This window comes from Streptococcus constellatus (assembly GCF_902167705.1).
Lineage (GTDB): Bacteria > Bacillota > Bacilli > Lactobacillales > Streptococcaceae > Streptococcus > Streptococcus constellatus_A.
On the sequence record NZ_CABHMZ010000007.1, the window covers coordinates 43,861 to 66,152 of the forward strand.

Here is a 22,292-nt window from a genome sequence, read left to right on the forward strand (position 1 = left end):
GCCTCTTTGTTGAAAGATACTTGTAGTTCTTATCTATTTTATCTGTTTAAAGATAGGTTATAATATAATTATGTAGAAAATCAGAAGTTAATAAATGGAAACGACTATTTGATATATCAATAGATTAAACAGTAAAATCAAATTCACTTTTCTACTATGCTAAATCCATAATTGTTGCAGGATAGCCTGCTTTTTTAGAAAACGAAAGAAATCCTTATAAAACGTTTCCAAAACATAAAAACATTTGACAAAAAGAATTTTTAGGACTAAACTAAGTAAGTAAATTTTAAACATAAAGGAGAATTCATCATGAATTTAACATTTTTTGGATTATGTCTTGCCTGTATGGGTGTTTCACTCGCTGAAGGTTTTTTAATGGCAAATCTATTTAAATCAGCATCACGTCAACCAGAAATCATTGGTCAGTTGAGAACACTTATGATCATGGGGATTGCCTTTATTGAAGGTACTTTCTTCGTAACACTTGCGATGTCATTCATCATTAAATAAGAAAAGAAAGTTATCCTTTAGAAAAGGGGGTGGAGTTCGTTGGAAGAAAGTGTAAATCCAACCATCACTTTAGGTCCTGTGACCTTTGATTTGACTCTACTTGCTATGTCTCTTCTGACAATAGTTATCGTATTTGCCTTTGTTTATTGGGCTAGCCGAAAAATGACTCTTAAGCCATCGGGAAAGCAAAATGTTTTAGAATATCTCTATGATTTTGTTATTGGCTTTACAAAGGGAAATATTGGCGATAAGTACATGAAGAATTATTCTCTATTTATCTTTTCCTTATTCCTTTTCGTTGCAGTAGCCAATAACCTTGGGCTGATGGCAAAAGTGCAGACAACAAATGGTTATAACTTGTGGACATCTCCAACCGCTAACCTTGCATTTGACTTGGGATTTTCACTTTTCATCACCTTGATTTGTCACATTGAAGGGATTCGCCGACGTGGAGTGAAGGCTTATTTAAAGGCTTTTGCGACACCCGCTGGAATGACTCCAATGAATATCTTGGAAGAATTCACCAATTTTGCCTCTTTGGCTCTGCGTATCTATGGTAATATTTATGCAGGTGAAGTTCTATCTGGCTTGTTATTAACCTTGTCACAGCAAGCTGCTGCCTGGTATCCAATAGCTTTTGTATTGAATCTTGTTTGGACTGCTTTTTCAGTCTTTATTTCATGTATTCAAGCCTATGTATTTACCATGTTGACATCTATGTATCTAGGTAAGAAAATTAACGGTGAGGAATAGAAGGGAGAAAAGAGATGAATATTACTTTAGGTAGTCTTATTGGGGATTTTATCCTTGTAGCAGGCTCATTTCTTCTGTTAATCATTTTAATTAAGAAGTTTGCCTGGGATAATATTACAAGTACTTTTGAGCAACGCGCTAAGAAAATTTCAGATGACATTGATGGAGCAGAGTCTGCTCGTCAAAAAGCAGAAGATTTGGCTCAAAAGAGAGAAACAGAATTAGCAGGTAGTCGTCAAGAAGCGACAATAATTATTGAAAATGCTAAAGAAACTGCTGAAAAAAATAAAGCAGGTATTTTGGCAGATGCAGCTGAAGAAGCTGGACGTTTAAAAGAAAAAGCTAATCAAGAAATTGCTCAAACGAAAGCAGAAGCCATGAACAGCATTAAAGGTGATGTAGCTGATTTGACTGTAAATCTTGCTAGCAAAATTTTGGGTCAGCAGTTGGATCAAGAAGCTCATAAAGAGTTGATTGACCGCTATATTGATAAGCTAGGAGATGCTTAATGGACAAAAAAAGATTTGCGGTAATTGAAAAATATACCACACCTTTTGTCCAGCTTGTGATCGAAAAAGGGCAACAAAAAGATGTCTTTGAAAAGCTTCAGCAAATCAAAGACATTTTTGACAATACAAATTTAGCCGCTTTTTTATCACATATTGGTGTTGATGATACAGAAAAAGAAAGAAGTCTTCGCTATTTTCAAGACTCTGATTCGCTTTTGATTGACAATTTCATTGAAGTTATTATTCACAATCATCGTGAAGATCTTTTTTATGATATTTTGGTAGAAAGTCTTCACCAGCTTGAAAAGATTAGTAATGAATTTGAAGTGACGATTAAATCAGTTCAGACTTTGTCTGAGGAGCAAAAAGCTAAAATCATTCCGATTATTGAGCGAAAATTTGGATTGCAAGTTCGTTCCTTAAAAGAAGAACTGGATGCGAGTCTCATTGGTGGCTTTATCATCACTGCTAATAATAAGACAATTGATGCAAGTATTAAACGTCAATTACAAACAGTAAAAGAAAATTTGAAATAGAAAGTGGTGTGAATTTTGGCGATTAACGCACAAGAAATCAGCGCTTTAATTAAGCAACAAATTGAAAATTTCCAGCCAAATTTTGACGTCACAGAAACAGGGGTCGTCACATATATTGGTGATGGAATCGCCCGTGCTCATGGTCTTGACAATGCAATGAGCGGTGAGCTGTTGATTTTTGAGAATGGCTCATACGGTATGGCACAAAACTTAGAATCAACAGATGTTGGGATTATTATTTTGGGTGATTTTACAGATATTCGCGAAGGAGATACAATCCGTCGGACTGGTAAAATCATGGAAGTGCCTGTCGGAGATGCTTTGATTGGTCGTGTTGTGGATCCGCTTGGTCGTCCGGTTGATGGGCTTGGCGAGATTAAGACAGATAAGACGCGCCCAGTTGAAACACCTGCTCCAGGGGTTATGCAACGGAAATCTGTATCAGAACCGCTTCAAACAGGTCTGAAAGCGATTGATGCTTTGGTGCCAATCGGTCGTGGTCAACGGGAATTGATTATCGGAGACCGTCAAACGGGTAAAACAAGTATTGCGATTGATGCGATTTTGAACCAAAAGGGACAAGATATGATCTGTATCTATGTTGCCATTGGTCAGAAAGAATCAACAGTTCGTACGCAAGTAGAAACGCTTCGTCAGTATGGAGCGCTGGACTACACAATCGTTGTCACAGCGTCAGCTTCTCAACCATCACCATTGCTGTTTTTGGCTCCTTATGCGGGTGTAGCAATGGCAGAGGAATTTATGTATAATGGCAAACATGTTTTGATTGTCTATGATGATTTATCAAAACAAGCAGTAGCTTATCGTGAACTGTCACTTTTACTTCGTCGTCCGCCAGGTCGTGAAGCTTTCCCAGGAGATGTTTTCTATCTTCACAGCCGTCTTTTGGAACGTTCTGCTAAAGTTTCCGATGAATTAGGTGGTGGCTCTATTACAGCCTTGCCATTTATTGAAACACAGGCAGGAGACATTTCAGCTTACATCGCAACCAATGTAATTTCAATTACAGACGGTCAAATCTTCTTGAGCGACAGTCTCTTTAATGGAGGCGTCCGGCCTGCTATTGATGCCGGATCATCTGTATCTCGTGTAGGTGGTTCTGCTCAGATAAAAGCGATGAAGAAGGTTGCCGGAACTTTGCGTATTGACCTTGCTTCCTATCGAGAATTAGAGGCCTTTACTAAGTTTGGTAGTGATTTGGATGCGGCGACACAAGCGAAGTTAAACCGTGGTCGTCGGACGGTAGAAGTATTGAAACAGCCTGTCCATGAACCATTACCAGTTGAAAAACAAGTCGTTATCTTGTACGCCTTGACACATGGCTTCTTAGATAGTGTGCCGGTTAATGATATTCTTCGTTTTGAAGCAGAATTGTTTGATTACTTTGATGCACATCATGAAGACATCTACGAAATCATTCGTATAACAAAAGACCTTCCAGAGGAAGCAGTCTTAGATGCTGCAATTACTGAATTTATCAATCAGTCTAGCTTCAAGTAAGAAGAGAGGTGTCAGATGGCAGTTTCATTAAATGATATAAAAAATAAAATTGCATCCACAAAAAACACCAGTCAAATCACAAATGCTATGCAGATGGTATCTGCTGCAAAGTTGGGAAAATCCGAAGAAGCAGCTAAAAATTTTCAAATTTACGCTTCTAAGGTCAGAAAATTGTTGACGGATTTACTTCATGGACATGAAGATCAAAATTCCAAATACCACCCTATGCTTGTTAGTCGTCCAGTTAAGAAAACAGCTTATATCGTGATCACATCGGATCGTGGCTTAGTTGGTGGTTATAATGCAACTATTCTCAAATCCATGATGGAACTCTTTGCAGAATATCATGATAAAGATGACTTTGTCATTATTTCAATCGGAAGTATGGGCTCGGACTTCTTTCGTGCGCGTGGTATTCAACCAATTTATGAACTACGTGGCTTAGCTGATCAACCAAGCTTTGATGAGGTTCGTAAAATCATTAATAAAACGGTTGAAATGTATCAAAACGAATTATTTGATGAATTGTATGTTTGTTATAATCATCACGTCAATAGTTTGACTAGCCAAATGCGTGTTGAACAAATGCTTCCAATTGTGGATTTGGATCCAAACGAAGCTGATGAAGATTACATTTTAAATTTGGAATTGGAATCAAGCCGCGATGTCATTTTGGATCAGTTGTTGCCTCAGTTTGCTGAAAGTATGATTTATGGGGCTATTATTGATGCGAAAACGGCGGAAAATGCGGCAGGGATGACAGCTATGCAGACAGCAACAGATAACGCGAAAAAAGTTATCAGTGATTTGACTATTCAGTATAATCGTGCTAGACAAGCAGCTATCACGCAAGAAATTACTGAGATTGTGGCGGGTGCAAGTGCACTAGAATAGTGTCACAGAAAATAAATATAAAGAGGAGAAAAGAATGAGCTCAGGCAAAATTGCTCAGGTTATCGGACCAGTCGTTGACGTTGCGTTTGCAGCTGGTGATAAATTACCTGAGATAAATAATGCACTTGTAGTCTATAAAAATGACGAAAAAAAATCGAAAATCGTCCTTGAAGTAGCTCTTGAGCTTGGTGACGGAGTGGTTCGGACCATTGCCATGGAATCAACTGACGGGTTGACTCGTGGTATGGAAGTCCTAGATACAGGTCGTCCAATTTCTGTCCCTGTCGGGAAAGAAACACTCGGTCGCGTCTTTAACGTTTTAGGAGATACCATTGACTTGGATGCTCCGTTTGGTGAAGATGCAGAACGTCAACCAATCCACAAAAAAGCTCCAACTTTTGATGAGTTGTCTACTTCATCAGAAATTTTAGAAACAGGAATTAAGGTGATCGACCTTTTGGCACCTTACCTCAAAGGGGGGAAAGTTGGTCTCTTCGGTGGTGCCGGAGTTGGAAAAACCGTCTTGATTCAAGAGTTGATTCACAACATTGCCCAAGAACACGGTGGAATTTCTGTCTTTACTGGTGTTGGGGAACGGACACGTGAAGGGAACGACCTTTACTGGGAAATGAAAGAATCTGGCGTTATTGAAAAAACAGCCATGGTTTTCGGTCAAATGAATGAACCACCTGGAGCACGTATGCGTGTGGCTCTTACAGGTTTGACAATTGCCGAATATTTCCGTGATGTCGAAGGGCAAGATGTGCTGTTATTCATTGACAACATCTTCCGTTTCACGCAAGCAGGTTCTGAAGTATCAGCCCTTCTTGGACGGATGCCTTCAGCCGTTGGTTACCAACCAACACTTGCGACAGAAATGGGACAATTGCAAGAGCGGATTACTTCAACTAAAAAAGGTTCTGTAACCTCTATCCAAGCTATCTATGTGCCAGCTGATGACTACACAGACCCAGCACCAGCGACAGCATTTGCTCACTTGGACTCTACAACCAACTTGGAACGGAAATTGGTTCAGTTGGGTATTTACCCAGCAGTTGACCCACTTGCTTCTAGCTCTCGTGCTCTTGCTCCTGAAATTGTCGGAGAAGAACACTATGCTGTTGCAGCAGAAGTGAAACGCGTTCTTCAACGTTACCATGAATTGCAAGATATTATTGCTATTCTGGGTATGGATGAATTGTCAGACGAAGAAAAGACATTGGTTGCTCGCGCACGTCGGATTCAGTTCTTCTTGTCACAAAACTTTAATGTTGCGGAACAATTTACCGGTCAACCAGGATCTTATGTGCCCGTTGCTGATACAGTTCGTGGCTTTAAAGAGATTCTTGAAGGTAAATACGATCATCTTCCTGAAGACGCCTTCCGTGGTGTTGGTTCTATCGAAGATGTTGTTGCTAAAGCTGAAAAAATGGGATTCTAAGAGGTGACCTATGGCTCAAATGACAGTACAAATCGTTACACCGGATGGTCTGGTTTTTGATCACCATGCAACGTTTGTTTCCGTTAAAACTCTTGATGGAGAAATGGGGATTTTACCGCATCATGAAAATATGATTGCTGTTTTGGCTGTCGATGAGGTCAAAGTGAAGCGGATTGACGATGAAGATCATGTTAATTGGATCGCTGTGAATGGTGGGATTGTCGAAGTTGCTGACAATTTGATTACTATTGTTGCAGACTCTGCTGAACGTGCTCGCGATATTGACATCAGTCGTGCTGAAAGAGCAAAATTACGTGCTGAACGTGACATTGAAGAAGCACATGAAAAGCATTTGATTGACCAAGAACGTCGTGCCAGAATTGCCCTTCAACGTGCCATTAACCGAATTAACGTTGGAACAAGACTATAATATGAAAAGGCCAATTGGCCTTTTTATAATGGCTTTTTTGCTATCAGTAAATGATTCGTGTCCGATAGTTTGCTCTCACCTATTTTTTTGGTATAATGGGGATATGATTCAGTTAATTTTTACGCTTAGTAGCCACATGATTTTTATTTTTCTTTCATTTCACTTACTTTCTACTGTTGTGAATTGGGAAAAACTATTGAAGGTGAATGCTGACAATGCTCTTAAGATTCGATTTTTAATTTTACTGCTTAGTATTGCGTTAGGGTTTTTGCTCAGCTCTTTCTTCCTTAGTCTCTATACATTGGGACGTGATGTGTTTAATAGCAATTTATAAGATGAGAAAAGAAATACAATAGGTGTTTTGGAGAAAATATGGATAAAATTATTATACAAGGTGGTTCAAATCCGTTAGTCGGTTCGGTTAAAATTGAAGGTGCCAAAAATGCTGTTTTGCCTTTGCTTGCAGCCACTATTTTAGCAAAAACAGGGAAAACAACTCTTACAAATGTTCCTGTTCTATCCGATGTGTTTACGATGAACAATGTGGTTCGTGGGTTGAATACAAAAGTAACCTTTGAGCAAGAAGAAAACAAGATTACGGTGGATGCTACTCAACCATTGGGCGAAGAAGCACCCTATAAATATGTAAGTAAAATGCGGGCTTCTATCGTAGTATTAGGTCCTATTTTGGCGCGCAATGGTCACGCAAAAGTTTCCATGCCAGGTGGCTGTACGATTGGCAGCCGTCCTATTGATCTTCATTTGAAAGGTTTAGAGGCAATGGGAGCTGAAATTAAGCAGACGGCTGGATTCATCGAAGCAAAAGCTGATCGACTGCATGGAGCTCATATCTATATGGACTTTCCAAGTGTAGGTGCGACGCAAAACATTATGATGGCAGCAACGTTAGCAGATGGTGTGACCGTCATTGAAAATGCAGCTCGGGAGCCGGAAATTGTAGATTTGGCTGTTTTGTTAAATAAAATGGGAGCTAAAGTCCGTGGTGCAGGTACGGAAACATTAACGATTACTGGAGTTACAGAACTGACTGGTACAAGTCACAGCGTGGTACAAGACCGTATCGAAGCCGGAACTTTTATGGTAGCAGCTGCTATGACTGGTGGCAATGTTCTTGTCCAAGACGCTATCTGGGAGCATAATCGTCCCCTCATTGCGAAACTGATGGAAATGGGTGTGTCTGTTACCGAAGAGGACGAAGGGATTCGGATTCGTTCCGATTTGTCTAAACTAAAAGCTGTCAATGTCAAAACTCTTCCTCATCCCGGTTTTCCGACAGATATGCAGGCGCAATTTACAGCCTTGATGACGGTTGCCAAGGGTGAATCCACTATGATTGAGACTGTTTTTGAGAACCGTTTCCAACATCTGGAAGAAATGCGTCGGATGGGCTTGCACTCAGAAATTATGCGGGACACAGCTCGTATCGTTGGTGGTCAAGCTTTGCAGGGAGCAGAAGTGATGTCAACAGACTTGCGTGCAAGTGCCGCACTGATTTTGACGGGCTTGGTTGCAGAAGGTGAAACAAAAGTAGGACAACTAACTCATTTGGATAGAGGCTATTACCAATTTCATAAAAAGTTGGCTAACTTAGGCGCAAATGTGAAGCGAGTGAAGGAAGAAGACGATGAATAATGATTTGAAATACGTTGGGAAACAAGTCGGAATTGTTCTGATAGTCTTATTGTTGGGGTTGATTTTGTTTGCACTTGGCTTAGTTGTTGGCTACGGTGGCAAAAATCCATGGAATATTTTATCGCCAGATAAGTGGCAGGAGATTATCAGCAAATTTACAGGACAATAATCTTAATAGCAAGAAGAGGTCGAAATAAAATTGACCTCTCATTCAAATAATGTTCGATTACACGCAGTAGTTGCGTGACTTCTAGTTATTGAGCGGATCAGTTTTTAGAAGTTAATAACTTTGAGGGAGTGAGACAAAAGTCATGATTTCATTGAAATAGACTTTGTAGTCCCACCCCCTCCTATTTATTTAAAAGGGGAGTAGAAATGGCGAGAAAGAAATCCAACCAGAAAGTAGCGCAAAGTGTAGTAGGCGTATTTCTTGCACTCGTTCTTGCGCTGGGAGGTTATTCTTTTAGCAATCATCATGGTGGTACGAAGCCTTCTGACAGCACTGCTATTAACAGGAGTATTCGTAAGAATCATGCAGCACCCAGTCAAGAATTAGCACAGAGTGTTTTGACAGAACCTGTTAAGCGACAGCTCAGGGGGAAAATCGAGTGGAATGGAGCAGGAGCATTCATAGTTAACGAAAATCAAACAACATTGGATGCCAAAGTTGCAAGTGTTCCTTATGCGGATAATAAGACAAAATTAGTTAGAGGACAAACTGTTCCGACTGTAGCCAATGCTCTTTTATCCAAAGCAACTCGCCAATATAGAAGCCGTGAAGAGACAGGAAATGGCTCAACGACGTGGACACCTGCTGGTTGGCATCAAGTCAAGCATTTATCAGGTGAATACAACCATGCAGTTGACCGTGGACATTTGCTGGGTTATGCTTTGATTGGTAATTTGAAAGGTTTTGATGCTTCGACCAGCAACCCGAAAAACATCGCTGTGCAAACAGCTTGGGCCAATCAAGCCAATACTAGTCATTCTACGGGTCAAAATTTTTATGAAACAAAGGTCCGTAAGGCACTAGACAAAAATAAACGAGTTCGGTATCGGGTGACTTTGATTTATGCCAATGAACAGGATTTGGTGCCAGTTGGTTCGCATATTGAAGGCAAATCTAATGATGGCAGTCTGGAAATAAATGTTTTTGTTCCCAATGTACAGACAGGAATTCGGTTAAATTATCAAACAGGAGAAGTGATCGTCACCAACTAAGTTTTTAATAATTTTGCATTTTTATCATCTTTTTGTTATACTGTTTTTACATGAGGTCGGACAAAAAGTATCTCAGCCTCTATCTAATTTAGTGATAAGCGAATGACGCAGTAGGTGATTGGATTCTTTATTCGCTTTTCAAGCTCGAAAGAGCACCTAATCACCCTTGCGGGGGTGGGACTACGAACTTAAATTTTTCAAGATAAGTTCTGTCCCACTCCCATTTTGTCTAAAAAGTGCGTTGGTGCTTTTTTATTGTGGATTTATTTTATGATGTAGGGAGGAGAAACATGAAGTATATTTGGTCTTATTTGAAAAAATATCCCAAATGGTTGATGTTGGATTTCTTTGGTGCTATCTTCTTTGTTGTGGTAAATCTCGGCTTGCCGACTGTTTTAGCACGGATGATTGACGAAGGGATTAACCAAGGGGATAGCAATCGTTTGTATTATTGGGCGATTGTGATGCTTGTTGTGATTTTGCTGGGGATTTTTGGACGTATCGTACTTTCTTATGCGGCTGGTAAGTTGACAACGAGCATGGTGCGTGACATGCGCAATGATGTCTATGACAAGTTGCAAGAGTATTCACACCATGAATACGAACAGATTGGTGTTTCATCTTTGGTGACACGGATTACCAGTGACGCCTTTGTTTTGATGCAATTTGCAGAACAATCCTTAAAAATGGGTGTCATCACGCCTATGATGATGATTTCTAGTGTGATGATGATTTTTGTCACTAGCCCTTCTTTGGCTTGGATTGTCGCAATTTCCGTTCCTTTTCTTGGCATTGTCGTTTGGTATGTGGCGGTTAAAACACGGCCTTTGTCAGAAAAGCAACAAAAAACGTTAGACAAAATCAATCAATATGCGCGTGAAAATTTAACGGGTCTGCGTGTCATTCGAGCTTTTGCACGAGAAGAATTTCAAGAAGAGCGCTTTGCTTCACAAAATGATATTTATGCGGATAATTCCAATCGGTTATTCAAATTAACAGGATTGACAGAGCCGCTCTTTGTTCAAATTATCATTGCGATGATTGTTGCCATTGTCTGGTCTGCTTTAAAACCGCTTGGTACAGGAGACTTGCAGATTGGGGATTTGGTTGCTTTTATCGAGTACAGTTTTCATGCATTGCTGTCATTCCTGTTGCTGTCCAGTCTGTTCACCATGTATCCTAGAACCGCTGTTTCTAGTGAACGGTTGAAAGAAGTGATGGAAATGCCGATTTCGATCAATCCAAATGAAGATGGTGTGACGGAGACGGACAGTCGCGGTTATTTAGAATTTGACAATGTTACTTTCGCTTATCCCGGCGAGACAGAAAGCCCAGTATTGCACAATATTTCGTTCAAAGCCAAGCCTGGTGAAACGATTGCTTTTATCGGATCGACTGGATCAGGGAAGTCCTCATTGGTGCAATTGATTCCGCGCTTCTATGACGTGACACTTGGAAAGATTTTAGTGGACGGGGTGGATGTACGTTCTTATAATCTAAAAGCACTGCGGCAGAAGATAGGCTTCATCCCACAAAAAGCTCTACTCTTTACCGGCACAATCGCAGAAAATCTCCGCTATGGGAAAGAAAATGCTAGTCGTGAGGAATTGGTACAAGCAGCAGATGTGGCACAAGCGAGAGACTTTATCGAAAGCAAGGAAGAGCGTTTTGAAACGCATTTGGCAGAAGGTGGAAGCAATCTTTCTGGTGGTCAAAAGCAACGTCTCTCCATTGCGCGTGCAGTCGTAAAAGAGCCAGATATTTATATTTTTGATGATTCGTTCTCTGCTTTGGACTATAAGACCGATGCCATTCTCCGCAGCAGACTAAAGGAAGTCACGCAAAATGCGACAGTTTTGATTGTTGCACAACGCGTGGGAACCATTATGGATGCTGACCAGATTATTGTCCTTGATAAGGGAGAAATCGTCGGCCGCGGAACGCATGAAGAATTGATGCAAGATAACGATATCTATCGCGAAATTGCCAATTCTCAACTCAATAGCCAATCACTAACAGAAGAAGGATAGGAGGGAAGAGAAAATGAAAAAACAACATAGTTTTATTCGTTTGTGGAGCTACTTAAAAGTTTATAAAGTCTCAGTAATCCTTGCTATCTTCTTGAAAGTGGTAAGTGTTGTAATGAGCGTGCTAGAGCCTTTTGTACTTGGTCTTGCCATTACAGAATTAACACGAAATTTGCTGGATATGGCAAAGGGAGTGGAAGGCGCAAGCATCAATACCACATATGTCTTTTGGGTAATGGCGCTCTATCTCTTACGTGGTTTGTTCTATGAGATTGGTGCTTATTATTCGAATTATTTTATGACCAATGCGGTGCAAAATACCGTACGCGACATGCGCAATGAGCTGAGTTCTAAAATCAATCAAATTCCAGTTTCTTATTTTGACAAACATCAATTCGGAGACTTGCTGGGGCGTTTTACCAGCGACGTAGAAACTGTTTCAAATGCGCTTCAACAGTCATTTCTGCAAGTTGTCAATGCGGTTTTGACCATTACCTTGGTTATCGGAATGGTCTTGTATCTCAATTTTCAATTGGCTTTGATCGTGATTGCCAGCATTCCTTTGACCTATTTTGGGGCGAACTTTATTTTGAAGAAATCGCAGCCTTATTTTAAAAAGCAAGCAGACGCGCTGGGAGCTATGAATGGATTTGTGCAGGAAAATTTAACTGGTTTTAATGTGCTGAAACTTTATGGCCGTGAAGAAACATCTTCAGAAGATTTTCGAGAAATCACGCAAAATCTCCAAGAAGTCGGCTTCAAAGCTAGCTTTATTTCTGGGTTGATGATGCCAATTTTGAATGCAGTTTCAGATTTGACCTATCTGATTGTGGCGGTTGTTGGTGGTTTGCAAGTCATTTCTGGACAATTAACGATTGGGAACATGCAAGCATTTGTACAATATGTGTGGCAAGTGAACCAACCAATCCAAAACCTAACGCAATTGGCTGGGCAATTGCAGAGTGCCAAGTCTTCGTTGGATCGTGTTTTCCAAGTCTTGGATGAACCAGACGAAGTGACGGATGTAAAAGAGCATTTGGAGCATGATTTGACAGGTCAGGTCAGCTTCAAGCATGTTGACTTTCAATACGTGGAAAACAAACCGCTCATTCGAGACTTCAACTTAGAGGTCAAGCCGGGCGAAATGGTGGCGATTGTCGGTCCGACCGGTGCTGGAAAGACTACCCTCATCAATCTACTGATGCGCTTTTACGATGTAACTGCCGGTTCGATTTCTGTTGACGGTCATGATATTCGCAATTTATCCCGCCAAGAATACCGCAAACAATTTGGTATGGTCTTGCAAGACGCTTGGCTTTATGAAGGAACGGTCAAAGAAAACTTGCGCTTTGGAAATCTGAATGCGACAGATGAAGAGATTGTAGAAGCTGCCAAAGCAGCTAATGTCGATCATTTCATTCGGACGCTTCCAGGTGGCTATAATATGGAAATGAATCAGGAATCCAGCAATATTTCGCTGGGGCAAAAACAATTGCTGACCATTGCGCGAGCATTATTAGCTGATCCAAAAATCTTGATTTTAGATGAAGCAACCTCGTCCGTTGATACACGCCTAGAGCTCTTGATTCAAAAAGCGATGAAGAACCTCATGCAGGGGCGGACAAGCTTTGTCATTGCTCACCGCTTATCGACGATTCAAGAGGCGGACAAGATTTTAGTTCTCAAAGACGGGCAAATCATTGAGCAAGGAAATCATGAATCGCTTCTAGCCGATAAAGGTTTCTATTATGATTTATATACGAGTCAGTTTGCCAAGAAAGAGGCTTGACAAATAAGGGAGTAGAACAAAGCTCCAAAAAATAATGAAGACACGAACCCTGTCTTGACTAGCAGTTAGCTAATCTGGGCGAGTTCGTGTTTTTTTATCTTTGGTGACATAAAGCTAAAATGCACCCGTTCTGTTCCACAACTATTTTTTGATAAATCTTCAAAACTGCATGACATTTCTTCCGTCCGCCCAGCGGACGAGGTGGATAAGTTTTAGTTTGCACTGTCAGCTGGGCGGACGAAGTGAACTAGTTTTGATTTATAGTTTCAGCCGGGCGGACAAAATGAACTAGTTTTGATTTATACTGTCAGCCGGGCGGACGAGATGAAGTAGTTTTGGTTTATAGTTTCAGCCGGGCGGACGAAATGAACTAGTTTTGATTTATACTGTCAGCCGGGCGGACGAGATGAATGAGTTTTAGTTTGCACTGTCAGCCGAGCGGACGAAATGAAATGACTTCAGTTTATCCCGTCGCCCTGGTCGACAGTAAGAACCAGTTTTGGTTTGCTTCGTCGCCCCAGTCGACGGTTTTGATTCGGTTTATAACAAATAGAAGACCCGCGAGTTCCTCACTTCACGGGTTTACTATCTTATGAAAAATCTCACAAATTTTGCCTTGGATCTGGGTGAGGCACGTTTTGACGCTCCCGACATTCTCTTCTATAAAGCATAGCAGTGCGATTCATCAGATAGTTCATCAACATCATAGCTAGACCAAGAAGAGCGACATGATTGCGCAAAAGATAAAAGGCCAGTACTTCAAGGGTTAAAATGCTTGCAAAGCGCATCAGAACAGCTCCATTTAGACGATACAATTCATGGTTATAAGCAGATGTCATTAAAACCCCTAAATAAAAGCCAATGATTGCAACGATGAGGAAAATAGCACCCTGTTCGTGGTGATGATGATCGACGAGAAATTCCAGCCCTACAGTAAAGAAAAGAAGACTGATAACAATAATGGCATGAGCATAGAAAAGTTGCATGGTCGAACCAACTCGATGATGATTGATATTTAAGAAAGTCTGCGACATATAAAACATAAAGAGTCCTGCCATACCAAAAAAGAGTGCTGCCCCTTCTAATGGTGATTTTGCCAAAGGGTAAGTTTTGATGATAGCAATCACCGTTTCACCAAAAGTAATAATCGTCAGTAATTGATTTCGCTCTAGTGCGTGAGGAAAATTCATAAAATGAGATTGGCTGTAAGATCTGATAAAAATCGGCAGAATGAGCGGCAAAAGATAAAATGGGAGGATGAAATGGCTGTATGGAATGAGTCCCATTGCTACGGGAAGAACAGAAAGAATATAAATACCTAGCAAAACGATACTGAGTTTGATATCTTTATTAAAACCCAGCGCGCGTCCTTTTAGGTAATACTGAATAGCAATCACTCCGTAGACAAGCGCAAGAAAAATATTAAAGGCGATAACACTTGAATAATCTTGTCTTAAACGCTCAATATCAAAATTGTAGTTGAGAGCAAGATTTCCAACTAGAAGCATTAAAATGATGATAGTGAAAATATCTCCACGACGTGAATCACCGTATTTATTGTAGTAGAATGCTTCGTTATTCCAGATGTTGAGCATGATGATACTGCCAGCGATAAAAGATAAGATTTCATTGAATCCAACTGTGCTAACATGGATAGCAGAGGTTAATTGGCTAATAGCTATTACAAAAGCTAAATCAAAAAAGAGTTCATAGTTAGATACTCTCTTAGATTTGTGTTGAGACATGAGATGTTCCTTTCTTATATGAAGTTGGAGCGGTTTTATTTTACCAAAAATCACACTAAAAAACTAGTTTGGTTTTATCAAATAAGACTAATGAAAGAGCCAGACAATGAAATACAATCCAAGAAAAACAGCATGCCATTTCCAATACAGCACGATTAGTCCGATTGTTTCACGTATCCAAGCCGATGGGAGAAAATAAAGAGCAGTTCGGGAACCTATACTACGTCCTTTCAAACCAAGCTTTCGCATGTAAATACCTGCTCGCAAGGAGTGGAAAGAATTGGTAACAACTAGACAACGATAATTTTTCTCACGTTTCTCATCCAAAATAGCTTTGCTAAAACGCAAATTTTCTAAGGTAGTTGTTGATTTCCGTTCCACAATAATATCTTCCTCTGAAATACCAGCTTGCCTTAAATACTGTGCCATAGCATCTGCTTCGGCTAATTTTTCGTCCGTACCTTGCCCGCCAGACACGACAATTTTAGGACTGTTATTAAATTTTTCATATATCGTCTTTCCTTTTTCAAGCCGTTGAGCGAGAAGAGGTGGAACCTTGTCTCCTATCAAACCAGACCCTAAGATGATGATGTAGTCTGGATGTTTTATAACGGGCAATACATTATAAACAAAACCGTAAAGGATATAGGTCACATAAAGATAGCTACCATAAATTAGAAGTCCATTTGTAAGAGATAGAATTCTATGAAGAAAGATAAAATGAGGAAAGAAAAAAGTAAGCGCTAGGGAAAGAGCAATAGCGAGCCCATAAAAGAAGGAGAGGAGGTTTGCTAAACGCCTGCCTTCAAAGGTCATCATCTGTTTGCCATTAAAAATGAGATAAATGGTTGAAATTATGACACTCAAAGGAATGAAAAGTGCCAAGATAAGCAAAGAAAGCATTGCCAGATTTCTATTGACAAGTTGTTCCATATGAATCACAAACAAACCAGAAACGATAGCGGCAAATAAAATTAAAACGATACTAAGCAAATACGCATTGAAGAGTCGCCTTGGTTCTATATAAAACAAGACAAGAAAAAGAAGAGCAGGAAGAAGCCAAATAAGATGCAAGACCATAATGTGATAACAATCCTTTCAAACAGATTCCTTTTTAGTATAGCATAAAAGTTCCTGCAAAAAGTAGATTTAAAAAACAATGGACTTAAAAATTGAAATATTATTTAGAAATATGGTATAATATTTTTATGTCTTGGGGTCGTTACGGATTCGACAGGCATTATGAGGCACATTTTGCGACTCATCGAGCGGATGTAAAGCGCCAGTTAAATATAACTGCAAAAAATAATAATTCTTACGCTTTAGCTGCCTAAAAAACAGCCAGCGTGACCAGATTCGGATCGCTCGTGTTCGATGATTGGTCTTAATAACAGCGAGATACGATTAAGCCTTGTCTAGGGGCTTGATAAGAGACTGATAGACTCGCTTAGCTTGGGCTTGAGTTATGTGTCAAAGCGAAGTTAAATCCAATACATAACCTATGGTTGTAGACAAATGTGTTGGCAGGTGTTTGGACGTGGGTTCAATTCCCACCGGCTCCATTATTAAATATGGAAGATTACTCAAGAGGCTTAAGAGGCTGTGTTGGAAACGCAGTAGGCGTGTGAAAGCGTGCGTGGGTTCGAATCCCATGTCTTCCGTTTTGTTACAAAACGCTCGTTAGTGGCGTTTTTTTCTTGCTAGAAGATAAAATGAGTGAAGAGAACGGATTCACTCATTTATTTTTTGAAAAGCATTGAATTTTTTCTGAAAAGTAGTAGACTGTTACTAGAAAGTTTGGAGGTTTCTCGTGAAATTATATGTACAGTTGATGATTATTTTTTCGATTTCTTTGATAGGAGAAGGGATTTCCTATCTTTTTCATTTGCCAATTCCAGGAAGCATTATTGGACTCGTTCTTCTTTTCTTGGCTTTGCAATTTAAAATTCTCAGATTACGGCATGTGAGTATGGTGGGAAATTTTTTATTAGCCAATATGACGATTCTATTTTTGCCGCCAGCGGTCGGAATTATGGATAAATTTCATGTCATTGCGCCTTATCTGCTGCCAATTGTTTTGATTATTATTGGAGCGATTGTGATCAATGTGATTGTCATTGCATTAGTCGTTCATTTTATCAAAAACCGCTTTGAAGGAAATTACGGAGAAGGAGAAACAAGAAATGTCTAATTTGTGGGGCAATCCTTTATTTGGTTTGGCTTTATCAATCTTTGCTTATTTGGTAGGAATGTTGATTTTTCGTAGGTTTCCACATCCTCTGACAACACCTTTGTTGCTAGCCACCATATTTGTCATTGTATTTTTAAAATTGACAGGAATTTCTTATAAACATTACTATGTAGGTGGAACGTATTTGAATAATCTCATTGTGCCGTCAACGGTTGCGCTGGGAATTCCTTTGTATAAAACATTTCATCTCATGAAACACCATGCCAGAAGCATTTTGATTGGTACTTTTGTAGCAGTGGTAGTGAACACCAGTTTTACGGCCTTGGTCGCTAAGGCTTTTGGAATGGATTTTTTCTTAGCAATTTCACTCTTTCCCAAATCAGTGACAACAGCTATGGCGGTTGGAATTACGGATAAAATGCAAGGGCTGACGACGGTGACGTTGGTGGTCGTAGTAGCAACAGGAATCTTGACAAGTGTGATCGGACCGACTGTTTTAAGAATTTTAAAAATTAAAGATCCTGTTGCAGTAGGTTTAGCTCTTGGAGGAACGGGACATGCTGTTGGAACAGGAACAGCCTTTAAATACGGACAGGTTGCAGGAGCTATGGCTGGTCTTGCTATTGGTGTGACAGGGATTATGTATGTGATTGTCAGTCCAATTGTTGCAAGTATTATTTTAAAATAGCACAAAATCATGTGCTCAATATGTTTTCTGCCCCATTTCCTAAAAAACATGATATAATAGAGAGTAAAAACTTTTTGATAGAAAGATAGCTATGGATTTAAAAGATTATATTGCAACCATTGAAAACTACCCACAAGAAGGGATTTTATTTCGCGACATTAGCCCATTGATGGCAGATGGAAATGCTTATAGCTATGCCATTCGTGAAATTGTCCAATATGCTACGGACAAGAAAATTGACATGATTGTCGGACCAGAAGCGCGTGGATTTATTGTTGGGTGTCCGGTAGCTTATGAACTTGGAATTGGTTTTGCTCCAGTACGTAAGCCTGGGAAATTGCCTCGTGAGGTTATCTCAGCTAGTTATGAAAAAGAGTATGGTGTAGATACATTAACAATGCACGCAGACTCTATCAAACCTGGACAGCGTGTACTGATCGTTGATGATCTCCTTGCAACGGGTGGAACGGTTAAAGCAACAATCGAAATGATTGAACGACTAGGCGGTATCGTTGCAGGTTGTGCTTTCCTTATTGAATTAGACGAGCTAAAAGGCCGCGAAGCTATTGGTGACTACGATTACAAAGTTCTCATGCATTATTAAGGTATAAATAAAAGCTATATCTTGTTGAAGAAAAAGTATAATTGAAAACTATATCTCCTTTCAGTATAATAAAAGCAGAAAGTAAAAGGAGATATTTTCATGCCCATTAAAATTGATAAGAAATTACCAGCTGTTGACATTTTAAGATCTGAGAATATCTTTGTCATGGATGACGAGCGTGCAGAACACCAAGATATTCGTCCTCTGAATATCTTGATTTTGAATTTAATGCCGCAAAAGACAGTGACAGAAACACAGTTGTTGCGTCATTTAGCAAATACGCCATTGCAACTTCGTATTGAATTTCTTTACATGACTTCTCATACGTTTAAAACGACGCATGCAGATTATTTGGAGACTTTTTATAAGACTTTTGATGAGATAAAAGATCGTTATTTTGATGGTTTGATTGTCACTGGAGCGCCAGTTGAACATTTATCTTTTGAAGCAGTAGATTACTGGGAAGAATTTCATCAAGTTATTGACTGGTCTAAATCGCATGTTTACTCTACTTTGCATATTTGTTGGGGAGCGCAAGCGGGTCTCTATGCTCGCTATGGTATCGCCAAACACCAGATGAACCGTAAGTTGTCTGGCATTTACAGTCAATCCACACCAGAAAAACCAAGTCTATTGTTTCGCGGCTTTGATGATGAGTATGCGGCACCTCATTCGCGCTATACAGAAGTTTGCAAAGAAGACATTCTAAATAAGAGTAATTTGGAAATTTTAGCTTGTGGAAAAGAGGTCGGTGTCTCTGTTGTGGCAAGCCGTGATCTTCGCGAGGTATATAGTTTTGGACATTTAGAATATGATCGCGATACGTTGGCAAAAGAATATTTTCGAGATATAGATGAAGGATTGAATCCGCATGTTCCAGAAAATTATTTCAAAAATGATGATGTTACTTCAACTCCGTGTTTGCGATGGAATCTAGCTGCGGCGCTGTTTTTCAACAATTGGATCAACTATGCTGTTTACCAAGAAACGCCATTTGACTGGGAAAATGCAGCGAATGATGTTTCCTTGTTTGCTTATTTATAAGAGGTGCTATGACTTATTTATCAGCGTATAAGACGGGCAATTTAGTATTGCCAACTGAGCTTCTTTTTCATTTTCATGAGATATTTGATAATAGTGATGACTTTTTGGTCTGGCAATTTTTCTATTTGCAAAATACAACGTCGCTAGAAGAGATTTCTCCTGTTCAGATTGCGGAAAGTATTGGGAAATCCGTTGCAGAGGTCAATCGCTCTATGTCAAATCTGACAGAAAAGGGATTGTTGCAGTACAAAACAATTGCACTCAATGGTGAAATTGAGGCAGTTTTTGATGCGCTGCCAGCGCTTGAACGATTGGATGAAATTGTAGAAAGTCGCTCAACTGTTGCGCAAGCTGTTTCTCAAAATGTTTTAAAAGACTTGGTCGAAACTTTTCAGCAAGAATTAGGCCGTCTCTTGACACCGTTTGAAATTGAAGATTTAACAAAAACAATTCAAGATGATCAGACTAGTCCAGAACTCGTCACAGCTGCTCTTCGCGAAGCTGTTTTTAACGGTAAAGCAAATTGGAAATATATCCAAGCAATCTTGCGAAATTGGCGCCGTGAAGGCATTACAACAGTAGCGCAAGTCGAAGCGAAGCGAGAAGAACGTGAAGCGACTAATCCGCAAAATATTACTGTATCGGATGACTTTTTGAAAGCTATGGATTTGTGGCGTGATTAAGATATCGGAGTTTATTTTTCATGAAAGATTGACCATGAGATAAGTAATGGCAGAAAGAATAATAGAGGTTCTATAATCTCTGAAGTAGATCTACCGCTTCAGAAATTATAGAGCCTATTTTTGATGCTGATTTCCTCAAAACTGAATACAAAAATGTCAAAAACCAATCATTTGGATAAGAGAAATCTTCTATTTCTTCTAAAAGTATTGTAAATTCTTCCATTAAAATAAAAACTGCAAGCGTTTTAGACAAAAATTTGAAAAAGGATTGCTAAAAATGAAAAGGTGGTATAGAATGGAATTATTGAGAAAAAATATAATAAAAGGAGTTGTTATATGAACTATAAAGAAGTTTATGAACAATGGCTAAACAATAATTTCTTCGATGAAGAAACAAAAGCTGATTTGCTGTCTATTAAGGACGATGAAGCTGAAATTGAAGATCGATTTTACAAAGGTCTTGAGTTTGGGACCGCTGGTCTTCGTGGGAAATTGGGTGCTGGTACCAACCGCATGAATAAATACATGGTGGGAAAAGCAGCCCAAGCATTGGCTGAAACCTTGAAAGACCATGGTGAAGAAGCGATTAAAAGAGGCGTTGCAATCAGCTATGATGTCAGATATAAATCAAAAGAATTTGCTGAATTAACCTGCTCTATCATGGCTGCTCACGGCATCAAAACTTATATTTACAATGGGATTCATCCTACGCCAATGTGCTCATATGCAATTAGAAAATTGCACTGTAAAGCAGGGGTCATGGTGACAGCTAGCCATAATCCACAAGAATACAATGGCTATAAAGCGTATTGGGAAGAAGGTTCACAAATTTTAGATGACATTGCAGGACAAATTGCAGGTCATATGGATGAAATTGTGAACTTTGAAGACATTAAGTCCATTCCTTTTGAAGAAGCTTTGGAAAGCGGTCTTGCAAATTACATTGATGCATCTGTCGAAGAAGATTACTACAAGGAAGTTCTTGATTTAACAATCAATGAAGATGTTGATAAATCTATCAAAGTTGGCTACACTCCTTTGAATGGTACGGGAAATATTCCTGTCAGAGAAATTCTGAAAAGAAGAGGATTTGAAAATATCTTTGTCGTAAAAGAACAAGAATTCCCTGATCCAGATTTTACAACGGTTGGTTATCCAAATCCAGAATTTCCAAAAGCATTTGCTTACTCTGAAAAGCTTGGAAAAGAAAATGATTGTGATATTTTGATTGCTAATGATCCAGATTGTGACCGTGTTGCTTTGGAAGTAAGAGACGCAAATGGTGATTATGTCTTTTTAAATGGAAATAAGATTGGTGCTTTGCTTTCTTATTACATTTTCTCACAACGACATGCTCTCAATAACTTGCCTGAAAATCCTGTCATGGTGAAATCTATCGTTACAGGTGATTTATCTAGAGCCATTGCGAAGAAATATGGTATTGAAACAGTTGAAACCTTAACTGGATTCAAAAATATTTGTGGAAAAGCCAACGAATATGATCGCACTAAAGAAAAGACTTATGTGTTCGGTTACGAAGAAAGCATTGGTTTCTGCTATGGAACTTTTGTCAGAGACAAGGATGCTGTCAGTGCTTCTATGATGATTGTGGAAATGGCTGCTTACTTTAAGAAGCAAGGTAAGACTTTGTTAGGTGTTTTAAATGATATTTATGCAGAGTTTGGCTTCTATAATGAAAGACAAGTTTCGCTGGAGTTAGAAGGTGTAGAAGGTCAAGAGAGAATCGGTCGCATGATGGAAGATTTTAGAGAGCATCCTTTGACAACAGTCGGAGCAATGAAGCTGGAAAAAGTGATTGACTTTAAAGATGGTTATCTTGATTTTCCAAAACAAAATTGCTTGAAATATTACTTTAACGATGGTTCGTGGTATGCACTTAGACCGTCAGGTACAGAACCTAAAATCAAATTGTACATCTATACAATTGGTAAAGATGAAAAGGAAAGTGTTGAAAAACTTGACCTCATCGAAAAAGCTTGCCGAGAAAAAATGGACAGTGTGAAATAAGCGTATATAAAAACTTGAAGTTCTC

22 protein-coding genes, 1 tRNA gene and 1 other RNA gene are annotated in these 22,292 nt (G+C 39.4%); 22 read left to right on the plus strand and 2 right to left on the minus strand.

All coding sequences use genetic code 11. From position 1 onward, the window contains the following. Positions 1–309 precede the first annotated feature (309 nt). The 14 genes from FQ204_RS02085 to FQ204_RS02150 all read left to right on the plus strand — a co-directional run bounded on the left by FQ204_RS02085 (position 310) and on the right by FQ204_RS02150 (position 13,284). Complete coding sequence (locus FQ204_RS02085) at positions 310–510, plus strand: F0F1 ATP synthase subunit C (RefSeq protein ID WP_003025282.1); 201 nt, start codon at positions 310–312, stop codon at positions 508–510. 39 nt (positions 511–549) lie between these two features. Further along, positions 550–1,263 carry a F0F1 ATP synthase subunit A gene (gene atpB, locus FQ204_RS02090; RefSeq protein ID WP_144207992.1) on the plus strand — a complete coding sequence of 238 codons (714 nt, stop codon included), beginning with the start codon at positions 550–552 and terminating at the stop codon, positions 1,261–1,263. A 14-nt stretch (positions 1,264–1,277) separates the two neighbouring features. Then, on the plus strand, positions 1,278–1,772 hold the full coding sequence (atpF, locus tag FQ204_RS02095; protein ID WP_144207995.1) for a F0F1 ATP synthase subunit B: 495 nt from the start codon (positions 1,278–1,280) through the stop codon (positions 1,770–1,772). Then, positions 1,772–2,308, plus strand: coding sequence for a F0F1 ATP synthase subunit delta (locus tag FQ204_RS02100; RefSeq protein WP_144207998.1), 537 nt, complete (start codon positions 1,772–1,774; stop codon positions 2,306–2,308). The genes atpF and FQ204_RS02100 overlap by 1 nt, the downstream gene beginning before the upstream one ends. A gap of 15 nt (positions 2,309–2,323) precedes the next feature. Then, positions 2,324–3,829, plus strand: coding sequence for a F0F1 ATP synthase subunit alpha (gene atpA / locus FQ204_RS02105; RefSeq protein WP_144208001.1), 1,506 nt, complete (start codon positions 2,324–2,326; stop codon positions 3,827–3,829). Between the two features lie 15 nt (positions 3,830–3,844). Further along, positions 3,845–4,723: a F0F1 ATP synthase subunit gamma gene (locus FQ204_RS02110; protein ID WP_144208005.1), complete on the plus strand. Its 879-nt coding sequence runs from the start codon at positions 3,845–3,847 to the stop codon at positions 4,721–4,723. A gap of 34 nt (positions 4,724–4,757) precedes the next feature. Continuing rightward, positions 4,758–6,164 carry a F0F1 ATP synthase subunit beta gene (gene atpD, locus FQ204_RS02115; RefSeq protein WP_144208008.1) on the plus strand — a complete coding sequence of 469 codons (1,407 nt, stop codon included), beginning with the start codon at positions 4,758–4,760 and terminating at the stop codon, positions 6,162–6,164. A 10-nt stretch (positions 6,165–6,174) separates the two neighbouring features. Further along, entirely contained in the window at positions 6,175–6,594 is a 420-nt protein-coding gene (locus FQ204_RS02120) for a F0F1 ATP synthase subunit epsilon (RefSeq protein ID WP_144208011.1), read from the plus strand. A gap of 103 nt (positions 6,595–6,697) precedes the next feature. Further along, complete coding sequence (locus FQ204_RS02125) at positions 6,698–6,928, plus strand: DUF1146 family protein (protein WP_144208014.1); 231 nt, start codon at positions 6,698–6,700, stop codon at positions 6,926–6,928. Between the two features lie 38 nt (positions 6,929–6,966). Further along, positions 6,967–8,247, plus strand: a complete 1,281-nt coding sequence (gene murA / locus FQ204_RS02130; protein ID WP_144208017.1) for a UDP-N-acetylglucosamine 1-carboxyvinyltransferase — start codon at positions 6,967–6,969, stop codon at positions 8,245–8,247. Next, a complete protein-coding gene (locus FQ204_RS02135) occupies positions 8,240–8,416 on the plus strand; it encodes a DNA-directed RNA polymerase subunit beta (RefSeq protein ID WP_144208020.1) in 177 nt (58 codons plus the stop codon). The genes murA and FQ204_RS02135 overlap by 8 nt, the downstream gene beginning before the upstream one ends. Before the next feature lie 206 nt (positions 8,417–8,622). Continuing rightward, on the plus strand, positions 8,623–9,468 hold the full coding sequence (locus FQ204_RS02140) for a DNA/RNA non-specific endonuclease (protein ID WP_144208023.1): 846 nt from the start codon (positions 8,623–8,625) through the stop codon (positions 9,466–9,468). A 290-nt stretch (positions 9,469–9,758) separates the two neighbouring features. After that, on the plus strand, positions 9,759–11,498 hold the full coding sequence (locus FQ204_RS02145; protein WP_144208025.1) for an ABC transporter ATP-binding protein: 1,740 nt from the start codon (positions 9,759–9,761) through the stop codon (positions 11,496–11,498). 13 nt (positions 11,499–11,511) lie between these two features. Then, positions 11,512–13,284: an ABC transporter ATP-binding protein gene (locus tag FQ204_RS02150; RefSeq protein ID WP_144208028.1), complete on the plus strand. Its 1,773-nt coding sequence runs from the start codon at positions 11,512–11,514 to the stop codon at positions 13,282–13,284. A gap of 602 nt (positions 13,285–13,886) precedes the next feature. Here the strand turns inward: FQ204_RS02150 and FQ204_RS02155 are convergent. Both FQ204_RS02155 and FQ204_RS02160 read right to left on the minus strand, forming a co-directional pair. Beyond that, positions 13,887–15,029, minus strand: a complete 1,143-nt coding sequence (locus FQ204_RS02155) for a low temperature requirement protein A (RefSeq protein ID WP_144208032.1) — start codon at positions 15,027–15,029, stop codon at positions 13,887–13,889. Between the two features lie 87 nt (positions 15,030–15,116). Further along, positions 15,117–16,109, minus strand: a complete 993-nt coding sequence (locus tag FQ204_RS02160; protein WP_144208035.1) for a YdcF family protein — start codon at positions 16,107–16,109, stop codon at positions 15,117–15,119. A gap of 135 nt (positions 16,110–16,244) precedes the next feature. Here FQ204_RS02160 and ssrA point away from each other — a divergent pair. The 8 genes from ssrA (at position 16,245) to FQ204_RS02200 (ending at position 22,267) form a co-directional block, all read left to right on the plus strand. Further along, positions 16,245–16,594: a transfer-messenger RNA gene (gene ssrA, locus FQ204_RS02165) on the plus strand. Positions 16,595–16,602: 8 nt separating this feature from the next. Further along, positions 16,603–16,690: transfer RNA gene (locus FQ204_RS02170), tRNA-Ser, on the plus strand. A gap of 149 nt (positions 16,691–16,839) precedes the next feature. Next, positions 16,840–17,220, plus strand: coding sequence for a CidA/LrgA family protein (locus tag FQ204_RS02175; RefSeq protein WP_144208038.1), 381 nt, complete (start codon positions 16,840–16,842; stop codon positions 17,218–17,220). Then, complete coding sequence (locus FQ204_RS02180; RefSeq protein ID WP_144208041.1) at positions 17,213–17,908, plus strand: LrgB family protein; 696 nt, start codon at positions 17,213–17,215, stop codon at positions 17,906–17,908. Before FQ204_RS02175 ends, FQ204_RS02180 begins: the two co-directional genes overlap by 8 nt. A gap of 91 nt (positions 17,909–17,999) precedes the next feature. Next, positions 18,000–18,512, plus strand: coding sequence for an adenine phosphoribosyltransferase (locus FQ204_RS02185; RefSeq protein WP_144208044.1), 513 nt, complete (start codon positions 18,000–18,002; stop codon positions 18,510–18,512). Positions 18,513–18,611: 99 nt separating this feature from the next. Then, positions 18,612–19,556, plus strand: coding sequence for a homoserine O-acetyltransferase MetA (metA, locus tag FQ204_RS02190; RefSeq protein WP_144208048.1), 945 nt, complete (start codon positions 18,612–18,614; stop codon positions 19,554–19,556). 8 nt (positions 19,557–19,564) lie between these two features. After that, a complete protein-coding gene (locus FQ204_RS02195) occupies positions 19,565–20,239 on the plus strand; it encodes a DnaD domain-containing protein (protein WP_144208051.1) in 675 nt (224 codons plus the stop codon). 336 nt (positions 20,240–20,575) lie between these two features. Then, the gene (locus FQ204_RS02200) at positions 20,576–22,267 is read left to right on the plus strand and encodes a phospho-sugar mutase (protein ID WP_144208054.1); all 1,692 of its coding nucleotides are present in this window, start codon (positions 20,576–20,578) and stop codon (positions 22,265–22,267) included. The last annotated feature ends 25 nt before the right edge of the window (positions 22,268–22,292 follow it).

What these genes read in the sequence shown, in the direction of transcription:
- FQ204_RS02085 (WP_003025282.1), top strand. Translation starts at nt 310, where the DNA reads ATGAATTTAACATTTTTTGGATTATGTCTTGCCTGTATGGGTGTTTCA.
- atpF (WP_144207995.1), top strand. Translation starts at nt 1,278, where the DNA reads ATGAATATTACTTTAGGTAGTCTTATTGGGGATTTTATCCTTGTAGCA.
- FQ204_RS02100 (WP_144207998.1), top strand. Translation starts at nt 1,772, where the DNA reads ATGGACAAAAAAAGATTTGCGGTAATTGAAAAATATACCACACCTTTT.
- FQ204_RS02110 (WP_144208005.1), top strand. Translation starts at nt 3,845, where the DNA reads ATGGCAGTTTCATTAAATGATATAAAAAATAAAATTGCATCCACAAAA.
- atpD (WP_144208008.1), top strand. Translation starts at nt 4,758, where the DNA reads ATGAGCTCAGGCAAAATTGCTCAGGTTATCGGACCAGTCGTTGACGTT.
- FQ204_RS02120 (WP_144208011.1), top strand. Translation starts at nt 6,175, where the DNA reads ATGGCTCAAATGACAGTACAAATCGTTACACCGGATGGTCTGGTTTTT.
- FQ204_RS02125 (WP_144208014.1), top strand. Translation starts at nt 6,698, where the DNA reads ATGATTCAGTTAATTTTTACGCTTAGTAGCCACATGATTTTTATTTTT.
- murA (WP_144208017.1), top strand. Translation starts at nt 6,967, where the DNA reads ATGGATAAAATTATTATACAAGGTGGTTCAAATCCGTTAGTCGGTTCG.
- FQ204_RS02135 (WP_144208020.1), top strand. Translation starts at nt 8,240, where the DNA reads ATGAATAATGATTTGAAATACGTTGGGAAACAAGTCGGAATTGTTCTG.
- FQ204_RS02140 (WP_144208023.1), top strand. Translation starts at nt 8,623, where the DNA reads ATGGCGAGAAAGAAATCCAACCAGAAAGTAGCGCAAAGTGTAGTAGGC.
- FQ204_RS02145 (WP_144208025.1), top strand. Translation starts at nt 9,759, where the DNA reads ATGAAGTATATTTGGTCTTATTTGAAAAAATATCCCAAATGGTTGATG.
- FQ204_RS02150 (WP_144208028.1), top strand. Translation starts at nt 11,512, where the DNA reads ATGAAAAAACAACATAGTTTTATTCGTTTGTGGAGCTACTTAAAAGTT.
- FQ204_RS02155 (WP_144208032.1), bottom strand. Translation starts at nt 15,029, where the DNA reads ATGTCTCAACACAAATCTAAGAGAGTATCTAACTATGAACTCTTTTTT.
- FQ204_RS02160 (WP_144208035.1), bottom strand. Translation starts at nt 16,109, where the DNA reads ATGGTCTTGCATCTTATTTGGCTTCTTCCTGCTCTTCTTTTTCTTGTC.
- FQ204_RS02180 (WP_144208041.1), top strand. Translation starts at nt 17,213, where the DNA reads ATGTCTAATTTGTGGGGCAATCCTTTATTTGGTTTGGCTTTATCAATC.
- FQ204_RS02185 (WP_144208044.1), top strand. Translation starts at nt 18,000, where the DNA reads ATGGATTTAAAAGATTATATTGCAACCATTGAAAACTACCCACAAGAA.
- metA (WP_144208048.1), top strand. Translation starts at nt 18,612, where the DNA reads ATGCCCATTAAAATTGATAAGAAATTACCAGCTGTTGACATTTTAAGA.
- FQ204_RS02195 (WP_144208051.1), top strand. Translation starts at nt 19,565, where the DNA reads ATGACTTATTTATCAGCGTATAAGACGGGCAATTTAGTATTGCCAACT.
- FQ204_RS02200 (WP_144208054.1), top strand. Translation starts at nt 20,576, where the DNA reads ATGAACTATAAAGAAGTTTATGAACAATGGCTAAACAATAATTTCTTC.